Here is a 12,893-nt window from a genome sequence, read left to right as displayed (position 1 = left end):
GGAAGGTGCTCGTAGTTGAAGAAAAAAATCATTTATATCTTTATTAGTTTGCTTGTTCTTTATGCTGTAATCATGTCTTTTTGTATGTATCAAACCGCTCATCAGCCTGTTCCGCAAAAAGCAGATTATGTGCTTATTTTAGGTTCGAAAGTAGATGGAGATCAAATGTCTCCTAGTTTAAAAGAACGAGCAAAAACGGCTTTATCTTATTTAAAGACTCATAAACAAACAAAAGTTATCGTAACGGGTGGAAAAGGATCCGATGAAGAAATTTCTGAAGCAGAGGCAGCCTACCGTTTTCTACGAAAAGCAGGAATTAAAAAGAATCGAATTATAAAAGAGGGTCAGTCAACCTCTACTTTTGAGAATTTTACTTTCACCAAAAAGAAAGTTGATATTCCAGATAAACGAATCGTGCTTGTTAGCAGTGATTTTCATCTGTTTCGCGCTTCTATTATTGCAAAGCGCCAAGGTTTTGATGTTTATCCTTTAGGCGCAAAGACACCAAATTCAATTAAACTTCAAGCCTACTTTCGTGAGTATGCTGCTATATTAAAAACATGGCTGTTTGATAAATAAATAGAGTACACGCCTATACAAACGAAAAACACGGCATGAATTCATGCCGTGTTTTTTATTAATCATCTGTATCGATAACTGCTTTTGGTAAACCTGTGTATTTCGCCCAGTAGAAAATACCGAGTGAAACAAGAGCAATTAAAATTAAGTCAAGTGGGTTGCTTAACACACCTTGTCCTCCACCAAATGAACCTAGATAAGAGATAACAAGCATAATAATATAATAAGCAACTAGCCACCAAGCAGATTTAAGCTGCTGTGCAAATTTCACAACGTCAGTTGGTACGTATTTCTTAAACGCTACGTAGATAACAACCATTAGAAGCTGTGATCCTAGCAGCCAAGAAATTGTTGTCCATCCTGACCAGTATACGATGTATGAACAGAAGATAAATGAAACAGGAGCAATAATGCTCATGCCTTTTAATTTGAAAGGTTTTTTAAGATCTTTTGCATTTACTCTGAATGCTGCAGCTGAAATTGGTGCGATAGCATAAGACAGAATAAGTGCTACTGAACATACGTTTACTAGCGCTTCCCAAGAAGGAAATGGCAGTGTCCAGAATACGGACATTCCAAATGATAGCCATAGTGACGCACGTGGAATTCCTGTTTTCTTATCTACTTTTGAGAAACGTTTAAATAGTGTTCCATTACGAGACCAAGCATAAACTAGACGAGAAGTTGTATTCATAAAGATGTTTCCGTTACCGCCTGGTGATAAAATAGCATCAAAAATAACAAGCGTTACTAACCAGCCAAGGCCTAAAATAAGTGCAATATCTTTAAATGGTAAAGAGAATTGCTCTTGAATTGTTCCCCATCCTCCTGATAGCATATCAGCCGGGATGTTACCGATGAACAATACTTGCAGTGCTGTGTAAATAATCGCTGAAAGTACAATACAGATAATGAGCGCGATTGGAATATTACGCTGCGGATTTTTAACTTCACTGGCTACCGAAACAATAGGGTGAAGTCCTAAGTAAGCAAACATAACGCCACCTGTTGAAATGGCTGCTTGAATACCATTAAAACCAAACGGAGCAAAATCGCCAGTTGTAAAGTTAGCTGATTTGAAGTGATAAGCTAACACGACGATAATTGTAAGAGGAACCGCATATTTAAACACAGATATAATGACATTTGACTTAGCAAATGCTTTTACACTTACGTAGTTAATGATAAAAAATAGTGTTAATAACGCGAACTGGAATAGCCATCCAATCGTTGTAGGCGATTCAGAACCATGTTTAGTTAGACCAGGAATCCATACAGCAACATACTGACGTACAGCTGTTACCTCAATGGCAATTAAACTTGTATAAGCAATAATGGTAATGAATGAAATTAAGTAACCTACTAAATGACCATGTGAATAAACCGGATAACGGATAATTCCACCGGTACGCGGCAGCGCTGCTCCAAGTTCAGCATACACTAAGCCGATAAGTAAAATAATGACTCCGCCAATCAGCCACGAAAAACTTCCGGCTGGACCAGCCTTTGACGCTACGTTACTAACCGCAAATAACCAGGCGGAACCAAAAATAGCTCCCATCCCAATTAACGTTAGGTCAAGTAACGATATTGATTTTTTAAATTTTCCTTGATTTCCTTGATCAGACATAAAATCCTCCTTTAAAATTCCCACTCCACATATCTACGCCCTTGCGTCCGATATGGGATTCTTTACATCATCCTCCTCTTACTAAGACCTCACAAGTGGATATGTTAACAAATATTCTCTAAAAAACCAAGTTAAAAAATTTATTTTTTTGTAAAACATCATTGAATTGCTTATGTATAGCGCATAAATTCCACCGAAGATTTGAGGACTACTCCTCCTATTTAACCGCATTTTTCTTAGATTAAACATAAAAGAATATTCAAACTATTTATCATAACAAAAGGGCTGAGGCATAACGAGATCAACCGCTAGAAGCAGCTACATACGCAAAACCTACGCTTGCCATCCCAATAAAAAAACCCGAACGATGAATCGTTCGGATTTTGCTTCAAATAAAATAATTTTGTCCGTGCCTTTTTTTGCTTATTTAAATACTTTTACACGTTCAGTTAGCGGTTGAAATTCTTTTTCTCCCGCAGGTGACACAGGATTACCAAATGGCATTTGAGTAATTAATTTCCATGAGCTTGGAATATTCCAAGTTGCTTTTACTTCATCGTCAATCAATGGATTGTAATGTTGTAAAGTTGCTCCTAGGCCTTCTAGCTCAAGTGCTGTCCAGATCACATGCTGCAGCATGCCTGATGATTGGTTAGACCAAACCGGGAAGTTTTCGCTATAAGATGCGAACTGCTTTTGCAATCCTTCAATTACTTCTTGATCTTCAAAGAAAAGAACTGTTCCATAGCCGCTTCCGAATAAGTTCATTTTTTGATCCGTATCTGAAAAATTTTCAGCTGGAACAATTTTACGAAGCGTTTCTCTCGTAATATCCCATACTTTATCATGCTGTTCACCAAATAAAACAACTACACGTGCGCTTTGAGAATTAAATGATGAAGGAGTATGTTTTACCGAAAAATTAATAATTTCTTCAATTTTTTCTTCTGATATTTTTACATTTTTATCAATTGCATAAATAGAACGTCGGTTTTTAATTGCTTCATAAAAATCTTTTCCAACCTGTTGTTGATCACTTGATTTATCAAATAATTTATCTAAAAAACCCATTTTCCACACTCCTAATTGTTTGTTTTTTTAAGCTTAAATTGCATGTTTATACCCTTCCCCCTGATAAAAGGAGATAAACAAGATATAATGAATTCTTATATCTCTAATTCGAGATATTAAACTAAAAAAATATTAATTGAAATTTAATTACTTTATGTAACTTACTTTACAATGATTATTATTATCTGTCAACAGAAAAATTATTATTTCTTCTGTTGATTATCAAAAGAGGTTGAGACATAACGAAATGAATCCAATCTAAAATGAACAAATGGGATATATGAGCTGAACCGCTTTTTCCGCCGGAGTCTTCGTCGTGCCCTTCAATCAACTGCTAGAAGGAACGAAACAGGTGAAACCTACGTTTACCGTAACAAAAAAATGAACCACTAATCAAAAATTTGATCAATGGTTCATTTTTTCACTTCGTCTAAAATACTTTTGTCTTAGCCTTTTTTTTATAGATGCTTAATGTTCATAAATCATCTTTCGCGTCATTCCCCCGTCTACTACGAGGTTAGCTCCTGTTACAAAATCATTTTCAACGTTTGTTAAGTACATACACGCTTTTGAGATATCGGCTGGCGTTCCCACCCGATTAGACGGATGCTGCGTATGATCGATTTCACGAAGGCCATCGTAGTCAGATGTCTCAATCCATCCTGGAGAAATAGCATTTACTGTGATGTTGTCATCACCAAGTGAAATGGCAAGTGCATGAGTTAAAGCAACGATTCCTCCTTTTGTAGCAGCATAAGCTTCTGTGTGAGGTTCAGACATTGTAGCTCTTGTAGAAGCTAAGTTTACAATGGAGCCTCCGCTTTCGTTTTTTCTCATCACCTTAGCTGCTTCGCGAGAGGATAGAAACACGCTGCGCAGGTTCGTATTGATAATGTCATCCCATTCATCAATGGTTAGCTCATACGGTGATTTCCAGCGGGAAACGCCTGCATTATTAATCAAAATATGTATCGTCCCATAAGTACTGACCGTTTTTTCAACGAGATTTAAAATGTCGCCTTCTTTTCGGACGTCTGTTTTTACAAAAATTGCTTCTCCGCCTTGTCTTTGAATAGCTTCTGCGTGACGCTCTCCTTCGGTTTCGTCCACATCTGCCAATACCACTTTTGCTCCTTGTTTCGCGTATGCGCGGGATACCTCTTTACCTATTCCGTTCGCAGCTCCGGTAACAACAACAACTAAATCTTTAAACGACATAGCATCTCCTCCTTATACGCTTTATTCACTTTTTTCTTCGTCTTTAAACAAGTGATCCGTGACGAAAAGAGCAAATGTTTCAGCCGTTAACTTGCATCCAGAAGCTTTTGGATGACCTCCTCCTCCAAGATGCCCAACAATTTCTGCTAAGTTGATTTCGTCTTTTACTGCACGGAAGCCAATCTTTTGGCGTCCCATGTCCACCATAACGGAAAAGTCGATATCTTCGTTTTCTAGACACAGTGCATTTCCTAGTTCAGACTGATATGTATCTGCGAATACAATTCCTGCATTGTAGGCTGTGTTATCAATTTCAACCCTTTCTTTTATGATTTGTTTTTGTTTGTCATAAATGTATTTTTCAATCTTTTTTTCTTCTGCTTCTAGTAAAATTTCGTGTTTGTCCGTAAACGTAAATTCTTGATGTTCAGTATGGTACGATTCACGAAGCGTTTCTAGAATGGTTTCTTTAAATTCTTCATGCGGGATTAGGTAATATAGGTGATTAAGGCGCTTTGCTTTCAAGTTATTTTCGTGGAACCAGTCCCACGTATCGAATAAGCGTACAAGTTCTACGTATTCATCAAGCAACGCCGTTTTTTGAAGCATGTCGTGGCGCACTAAGTAGTCGTAGAAAAGAGATGTAGCTGCCGTCTTTTTACCGTTTTCATCTTCTGCAATAACATGAACCCAATCGTATTTCTCAGCTAGTGGAAGAGCAGAGATATGATGGTCAATAAGAGTGATTTGTTGACCTTTTTTTACCAGTTCATTTAATTTTTCCGCTACTTCCTCATTTACGCTAATATCCGTTATGTATAAAGCTGTGTCTCCATCGTTTTCTTCTTCAATAAAATGCGTCACTATGTCATTGATGCGGCCAATGCTTACCGTGCTGTAATCAAAGTTGTCGTCGCCAAACGCTAACCGACCCAATAGTGCTGGACTTACCCCGTCTAAATCGTTATGTGAAATTAATTTTATTTTTGTCATTAATCAAAACTCCTTTATTTTCAGTCGCCTTAGTATATGTACCGGCTTGTATATTATAGCAATTTCAGCATAAAAATGCTGTTATTTACTTTGAAGCAAAGTAATATACTCGCAATAAACAAAACTGAAGTAAACGCTTAGACTTAGACTTGCCTGTATCAAAAGAGATTGAGATATAACTATATCGATTCAATCAACAGCTAGAAACAACTACACACATGAAACCTACGCTCACCAATACCAATGAAAAAATCCGAACGAATGTGATTCTCCATCAAGAATCTCGATTCATCGTTCGGATTTTCTTTTAAATAACCTACTTTTTTCTAGCCTCTTTCCTCTTATTCTAAATTGCTGTGCTGCTTAAACGCCTGTTCATGATCCGTGTGGTTCAAATTCCCGTATTCTAAACAAATGGTATCAAATACAACGTGAGCACATTGATCAAATAACGAGCCAAGTGGCTGAATGGAAGCTGCTTCATTTTCGCTTCGGTATTTGGTTGCAGCAGGAATATGCAGCAGCTCATCAGTATGAGCAGTTAACGGTGATTCTGTACTAGCTGAAATGCCGATAACGGAACATCCTACTTCTTTGGCCTTTTTAGCTACACTCACCACTTGCTGTGTTTTTCCTGAACCAGATACAGCCACCAACACGTCACCTGCTGCAATCGAAGGAGTAATAGTCTCCCCTACAACATATACTGTCGCACCTAAATGCATCAGTCTCATCGCAAATGATTTGCCCATTAGCCCAGAGCGGCCTTCGCCTATAACAAAAATTCGTTTCGCTTGGTAAAGTGAAAACGCTACTTCTTCTATTTGCGGTTCTTTTATGTGATTCATTACGGCCGTAATTTCGTCTAAAATCGTTTGTGTTTTTGTCATTATACGTTCCCCCTGCTCATAAATAAGTCTTGAAATTCAGCAGATGCCTTTGCCACATCCGCACTTTTTGTAATCGCTGATCCAATAATTGCGACGTTCGCTTTCATTTGAATTAATGATGCTGCTGAGGCTGGATTAATTCCTCCTGCTACTGCTATTTGGGCACCTGAATGAAAATATTGCCGCAAATTTATTTGACTCAGCGATTTTCCTTCTTTTTCTTGCTCGTCTTTGCTGATATGATGGCAAAAAATAGCGTTTCTATAAATACCTACTTGTTTTTGCGAACTGCTTGACGTGTTTAATAAATCCACCATCATTTTTTTATTCCATTTTTCGCTGACATTTGCGCAAGTCTCTATCGTAGGTAAAGGTGATACGCCCATGACTGTTGCTATATCTGCTCCTGCTTGATAGCACATGGTAAATTCATACTCTGCGTTATCAATCGTTTTAATATCTGCTACAATCGTCTTGTGCGGAAATGCCTGTTTGATTTTATAAATACTTTCAATTCCATACTCTTTTATAAGAGATGTACCTACTTCAATCCAATCAACGGAGGGTTCTGCCAGCTTGGCAAGGATGATAGCTTCTTCAATTGTGACGCGATCTAATGCTAATTGTATCTTCATATTTTTTCTCCTCACTTTCTACTAAACCGGTTTAGTGATAACGTAAAAAAAACTAATATTTTGATGAGCTAAAAAGAGCACGCCATGGGCGCTCTTTTCAGCTTAATGCGACAAAGTTGTTTCTCGAATAATTAATTCACACTCATACTGGTACTCTTCATAAGCTATCTTTTCTTTCAAAATTTGTTTAATAAGTAAATCTGCTGCTTTTGTTCCCATATCAAAAGCGGGCTGCGAAATCGTCGTAACGGCAGGCGTTGCTACATCTGCGTAAGGAATATTATCATAAACAATTAAAGATAAATCATTTGGGATATTAAATCCGTGTTGTTTAATAAATTTCTGCACTTCAATGAATACTAAATCGTTTCCAGCAAGCAGCGCTGTCGGCGGATTATCGGCTGCAAATAGCTTCTTAAGCGCTTTTTGCATGTCCGCTTTTTTGCAGTTGATAATCATGGATTCATTTACAGGCATATTGGCTGATGTTAACGCTTCTTTGTACCCTTCTACACGTTCAATCCGGGGTGTAATAGTTAATGGTTCTGTAATGATCGCTATATGCTTATGTCCAAGCTCGAGGAGATGCAAAATAGCCTGTTTTGTGGCTTCTTGATTGTTTGCCACTACGGATGGAATTTTCCCTTTTACATCATGAATTTTACGGTCCATAATAACAACCGGATATTCTTCTTTGATCATCTGCTCATAAAGAGAAGTATTGGCTCCTGTTGGAAATAAAATAAGGCCATCTACTTGCTTGGCTTTTAACATATTAATATATTTCTTTTCTTTATCAGGGTCATCATCTGCGTTACAGATGATGGCATGTATATCTTGTGAATGGCAATAGTCTTCAATTGCACGAATGACTTCAGTAGAAAACCTGTGCATAATATTCGCGACAATAATCCCAATCATCGACGTTCGCTTTTGTTTTAAGCTCCTTGCTAGATAGTTGGGCTGATAGCCGAGTGTATCAATCGCTTCTTTAATTTTCTTTCGTGTTTCTTCGCCCATATATTCATACCGCTTGTTAATGTATTGTGATACGGTACTTTTGGAGACATTTGCTGCTTTTGCAACGTCCAGCATAGTAACTTTTTGCATCATAATCCGTCCTTTTCATTCAATCCCTAAAATTATGCTACTCCTAGTGTAAACGAAAAAAACGAAAAAGGAAAAGCCTTCTTGCTAGCAGAAGGCTTTATTTATTAAGCGTACGCAAGCCTAGCTTCTTGAATTTCATGAGTAAAACGCTTCGCTTCCTTTGTTACTTGAAGTAAGTATTCAGGAGTTGGAAGCTGCTTTCCATCCACTAATGTGCTTCCTGCCCCAATAGCAGCTGCTCCAGCTTTAATATAAGCTCCTGCATTTTCAGCCGTAACGCCGCCTGTTGGCATTAATGGAATATGAGGAAGCGGTCCTGCTATATTTTTAAAATAAGCGGGGCCTACTACGCTTGCCGGGAAGACTTTAATCATATCTGCACCGCATTCATAGGCTGTTAAAATTTCAGTGGGTGTAAAAGCGCCCGGCACGCTAATGACGCCGTACCTTTTAGCCGTTTTAATTGTTCGTTCATTAACCGTAGGAGAAAAAATAAATGACGCTCCTGCCATAATAGCAATTCGTGCTGTTTCTTCGTCTAGAACAGTTCCTGCTCCAATAAACATCGAGTCGTCAAATTCATTTTTCAACTCTTTAATAACCTCTACAGCAGCAGGGTTTTCCATTGTAATTTCTAGGTTTGTTACTCCGCCTTCTTTTAACGCGTAGGCAAGCGGAATAATCCGCTCAGCACTTGCTCCTCGAATGACCGCTACAATACCGCTACTTGTAATTTTCTCAATATGCATTTCCATTCTCCTTTTTTATCGTTACATTAAGCCGTTGTTTCGACTGGCTTTACACTTTGAACTTCTCTTGGCTTTTTCGTTGCGACAATGGTTAAAACTGCCGCAAGGAATAATGATCCAGCCATAAAGATATATGAAGCGCCAAATCCTCCTGTTGATCCATTTAAAAATCCTACAATATAAGAACCGGCAAATGAACCAAGTGCACCCATGCTATTAATTAAAGCCATTGCTCCACCGGCAACATTACGGGGTAAAATTTCAGGAATAATCGCAAAGAACGGTCCGTACGGAGCGTACATCGTTCCTCCGGCGATAACGAGTAAGGTAAAAGAAAGCCAGAAGTTGCTTGTGCCAACTAAATAAGATCCGTAAAAAGCAAGCGCTCCTACTAATAAGAACGGCCATACAAATGCGCTTCGTTTTAAAAACTTATCTGACAGATATGAAACCGTTAACATTAATACAACTGCTAATACGTAAGGAACGGACGCTAACCAACCTGTTTTCACTATACTCATGTTAGGCGCTGCTTTAATAATAGACGGAAGCCACATAACAAATCCGTAGACGCCTATACTCCATAAAGCGTATTGAATGCTTAATAAAATGACAGTACGATTTTTGAAAGCTTCTTTATAGCCTTTAACAGGTTTGATTCCTTCTTGTTCTTTTTGCAGCGCATCGTGTAAATCTGCTTTTTCTCTTTTCGACAGCCAGCCTGCATCTTTTGGCTCGTCATTTACTAGTTTCCACCATAAAAATGCCCAAATAACAGCTGGAAAACCTTCTAAAATAAACATCCATCTCCAGCCAAACGATTCTAGCAAATACCCAGAAACAATAGACATCCAAAGAACGGTTGCCGGGTTTCCTAAAATTAAAAACGTGTTGGCTCTAGAACGTTCTGCTTTTGTAAACCAGTGGCTTAAAAACACGAGCATAGCAGGCATAACGGCACTTTCGACCACTCCTAAAGCAAACCGGATAACAAACAAAAATCCGACGTGGCTTACCATACCCGTAGCTGTAGCAAGTGCTCCCCATAAAATCAGAGACCAAAAAATCAGCTTTTTAGCGCTTTTATTTTCAGCATAGTGAGCGCCTGGAATTTGGAAAAAGAAATAACCTAAGAAAAAGAGAGATCCTAATAAAGACGAAATACCTGGCGTAATATGAAGGTCTTCTGCCAGCCCTGCCGCTGCTCCAAACCCATAGTTTGCACGGTCTAAATATGCAAGGCTATACGTAATAAATACGATAGGAATTAACCGAAGCCATCTTTTTTTTGCTAGCTGCTGTTTCATTATCACTTCACTCCTTGTTTTTGGGATTCCATATATCTTTGTAACTGCTGTTCGGTTGGATATCCGTCGTTATCTCCAGGGCTTTGTACAGCTAATGACCCAATAGCATTTGCCCTCCTTAGAGACTGAGTAAGAGAATCATTTTGAAGAAGTCCGCTTAACAGTCCTACTGCAAAACCGTCTCCTGCTCCGACTGTATCAACTATTTGTTTCACTTTTATTCCTTCAACTATCCCTTGCTCTTTAGCCGTCTTAAAAAAGGCTCCCTGTTCACCTAGTTTAATAACGACAAGCTCTACGCCTGCATCTAAATAGTAAGAAGCAATGTCTTCTGGGTTTTCGTAGCCGGTTAAGATTTTTCCTTCTTCAATACCCGGCAGAACGTAGTTTGCTTGTTTAGCAGCTTCATTGATTGTAACAATCATTTCTTCTTTCGATGCCCAAAGAGTGGGCCTAAGGTTTGGGTCAAAAGAAACCGTTCTTCCAGCTGCTTTCATCGATGTAAGTGCATGTAGAGCAAAATCGCGCATACTTGCTGACACAGCAAGCGGTATGCCTGTCATATGCATATGTTTTGCCGCTAAAAAATAATTTTGATTAAAATCGCTGGAGTGCAAGTGACTGGCTGCTGAATTTTTTCGGAAGTAACAAACTTCCGGATCTCCCACTTCCACTTTTGATTTAATTTGAAAGCCTGTTGCATGCTCGCTATCTATTAGTACACAATCGGTGTTGACTGACTCCTCTTGTAGCCTTTTCATAATAAACGTACCGAAAGGATCGTTGCCGACTTTGCTCACCCAGCCTGCGCGCAGACCGAGACGAGCGATACCAATTGCTACATTTGTTTCTGCTCCGGCCAGTTCTTTCGTATAATGCTTAATCTCATGCAGCGGTCCTGGTTGTTCTGCCATGAACATCACCATTGCTTCTCCGAAGGTAATAACGTCTAATGAATTCATTGAACTTCCTCCTGTTCTACTGCTTGCACCAATGAAATGAAGCCGGGGATTTGTTCCGGTTCACCGATTGGAAACTCTAAAGCTTTAAAAATCGAATGAGAAAACCCTTTCAAAATATCTTTCCACATTTCATTTGAATCGTTCGATATAGCTGTTGTCACTAGCTCTCCGCTATTTTTTATGATGTGTTTAATATGAATATAGCCTACAAATGACCTTAGCATTTTGATTGCTTCTTTGGGTTGTTCATGTACATAAAGCCAATTACCAATATCAAACGTCATGGAAACAGGAACTTCGTAAGCGTTATCAAAAAATGCATGCAGAGATGCTATGTTGCCTCCGTGACTGGTTTGATCGTTTTCTACAAATAGGCGTAAAGCTGGAAATGCTTCTAATAGCTGCTGTAAATCTTCCATAGGTGATTGGGGCTGATAAAAACCAAGAGAAACTTTTACCCACTGAGCGCCAAGTGATAAGGCTTCTTTAAGAATAGCTTTTAATTCTTGTGTGTTTAACTCTCCATTTTCTCTCCAGAGTTCAATTGGAGCCGAATATACTGTAAAAAGCGGATATTTTTTTAATTCTTCGGCAATAAGCTTAATCTCTTGATCTACTTTTTTCATTAACTCTCTTCGAATTTCCACTCCATGTACTTGCTGCTCATATATTTTCCCAATCATGGTGTGCTGAAAGCCTGTTGTTTCGAATGCATTTAACGGGATAATGATACTATTCATAAATCGACCTACCTTTCTTATTATACTAACTAACCACTTACTAAACCGGTTTAGTAAATCGATTTATCTAAATTATAAGACTATTGAAAGCGCTTTTCAAGCTTTTTTTATAAATTATAAAAAAAAGAAACAACACAGCTTTATGCCGTGTTGTTTCTTAGTGATCATCTGTACTTTTTACTAGATTGCGATCTTGCTGGTAAATATCATAAATCAAAAAGCTAAAGCCATAGTACAAGATTATGATGACAACTGACTTCGTCATGATAAATAAAGCGCCTAGCCCGATACCAACTAACAGCGTCTGGACACTTAAACGGTCACGCTGGAAAGCTAGCTGTGATAGGAAATAACCAATACCAATTAAAACGGCCAATACCCATGTGTTTTCAATGGCTAATATATAGTGACTATATAAATAAAAGCTAGGAAAATAGACGGTGCTTTCTACGAAGCTGGAAATACCGCTGTATGCTAGCCACCACTTTTGCTCTCTTTCTGTTTTAGGAACGGTTGCCTCAATTGACGTGGGCATTTCCTGTTCCACAAAAACCGTTTCTCCATGATCTTTCATCCATTGAAGCATAATGGAAAGAACGATAAAGCCTGCAAAGATTAAAAGCAGCAAATATTCAATCCACGCTGGATACGGAGCCGTGCGATGAATCGTATCGAGATATACTCCCTGTAATCCTAACATAGAAATTGGAACCCTATGGTATACCATCACCGCAATATAAAATAGTAAAATTAGCACATAAAAAAAGAACTGTTCTTTGTAGTAGCGAATTTTTTTGCCTTCTGAAGCAATTCGCTTAACAGTCACGCTTTCCAAGTACGGACGAATAATGCTTATGATAATAATAAGACACGTAAATACAATCATATAGTTATGTAATCACCTTTTCAACTTCATTATGTAACATTTTTTCCATCCGCAAGAACAGGTGGTTAACAGCCTCTGTCCTTTCTTATAGTACCAAAAAACTAAACTTTTTGACAATCCTGA

General features: G+C 38.3%; 13 protein-coding genes. 1 reads left to right on the top strand and 12 read right to left on the bottom strand.

Annotated elements, in window-relative coordinates; translation table 11 throughout:
* The first annotated feature begins 15 nt into the window (after positions 1 to 15).
* Positions 16 to 579: a YdcF family protein gene (locus AC2YJL_RS09265; RefSeq protein ID WP_487374715.1), complete on the top strand. Its 564-nt coding sequence runs from the start codon at positions 16 to 18 to the stop codon at positions 577 to 579.
* 58 nt (positions 580 to 637) lie between these two features.
* Here AC2YJL_RS09265 and AC2YJL_RS09260 read toward each other — a convergent pair whose 3' ends face one another.
* The 12 genes from AC2YJL_RS09260 to AC2YJL_RS09205 form a co-directional block, all read right to left on the bottom strand.
* On the bottom strand, positions 638 to 2,209 hold the full coding sequence (locus tag AC2YJL_RS09260; protein WP_014459507.1) for an APC family permease: 1,572 nt from the start codon (positions 2,207 to 2,209) through the stop codon (positions 638 to 640).
* Between the two features lie 423 nt (positions 2,210 to 2,632).
* Entirely contained in the window at positions 2,633 to 3,280 is a 648-nt protein-coding gene (locus AC2YJL_RS09255) for a nitroreductase family protein (RefSeq protein ID WP_487374714.1), read from the bottom strand.
* 468 nt (positions 3,281 to 3,748) lie between these two features.
* Complete coding sequence (locus AC2YJL_RS09250; RefSeq protein WP_251568690.1) at positions 3,749 to 4,498, bottom strand: SDR family oxidoreductase; 750 nt, start codon at positions 4,496 to 4,498, stop codon at positions 3,749 to 3,751.
* Positions 4,499 to 4,519: 21 nt separating this feature from the next.
* Complete coding sequence (locus AC2YJL_RS09245; protein ID WP_195696638.1) at positions 4,520 to 5,491, bottom strand: DHH family phosphoesterase; 972 nt, start codon at positions 5,489 to 5,491, stop codon at positions 4,520 to 4,522.
* Between the two features lie 341 nt (positions 5,492 to 5,832).
* A complete protein-coding gene (hxlB, locus tag AC2YJL_RS09240) occupies positions 5,833 to 6,381 on the bottom strand; it encodes a 6-phospho-3-hexuloisomerase (RefSeq protein WP_028412834.1) in 549 nt (182 codons plus the stop codon).
* Positions 6,381 to 7,016: a 3-hexulose-6-phosphate synthase gene (gene hxlA, locus AC2YJL_RS09235; protein WP_195696637.1), complete on the bottom strand. Its 636-nt coding sequence runs from the start codon at positions 7,014 to 7,016 to the stop codon at positions 6,381 to 6,383. Before hxlA ends, hxlB begins: the two co-directional genes overlap by 1 nt.
* Positions 7,017 to 7,118: 102 nt before the next feature.
* Positions 7,119 to 8,129, bottom strand: coding sequence for a LacI family DNA-binding transcriptional regulator (locus tag AC2YJL_RS09230; RefSeq protein WP_195696636.1), 1,011 nt, complete (start codon positions 8,127 to 8,129; stop codon positions 7,119 to 7,121).
* Positions 8,130 to 8,230: 101 nt separating this feature from the next.
* Positions 8,231 to 8,875: a bifunctional 4-hydroxy-2-oxoglutarate aldolase/2-dehydro-3-deoxy-phosphogluconate aldolase gene (locus tag AC2YJL_RS09225; RefSeq protein ID WP_057235406.1), complete on the bottom strand. Its 645-nt coding sequence runs from the start codon at positions 8,873 to 8,875 to the stop codon at positions 8,231 to 8,233.
* A gap of 26 nt (positions 8,876 to 8,901) precedes the next feature.
* Positions 8,902 to 10,182, bottom strand: coding sequence for an MFS transporter (locus AC2YJL_RS09220; RefSeq protein WP_195696635.1), 1,281 nt, complete (start codon positions 10,180 to 10,182; stop codon positions 8,902 to 8,904).
* Between the two features lie 2 nt (positions 10,183 to 10,184).
* Positions 10,185 to 11,144, bottom strand: a complete 960-nt coding sequence (locus AC2YJL_RS09215) for a sugar kinase (protein WP_230932969.1) — start codon at positions 11,142 to 11,144, stop codon at positions 10,185 to 10,187.
* Entirely contained in the window at positions 11,141 to 11,884 is a 744-nt protein-coding gene (locus tag AC2YJL_RS09210; protein WP_369361059.1) for a sugar phosphate isomerase/epimerase family protein, read from the bottom strand. Before AC2YJL_RS09210 ends, AC2YJL_RS09215 begins: the two co-directional genes overlap by 4 nt.
* Positions 11,885 to 12,041: 157 nt before the next feature.
* Entirely contained in the window at positions 12,042 to 12,770 is a 729-nt protein-coding gene (locus tag AC2YJL_RS09205; RefSeq protein WP_230932971.1) for a hypothetical protein, read from the bottom strand.
* Positions 12,771 to 12,893: the final 123 nt, after the last annotated feature.

The organism is Priestia sp. SRI_019 (assembly GCF_057586255.1).
This window is presented reverse-complemented; position numbering and strand designations above follow the sequence as displayed.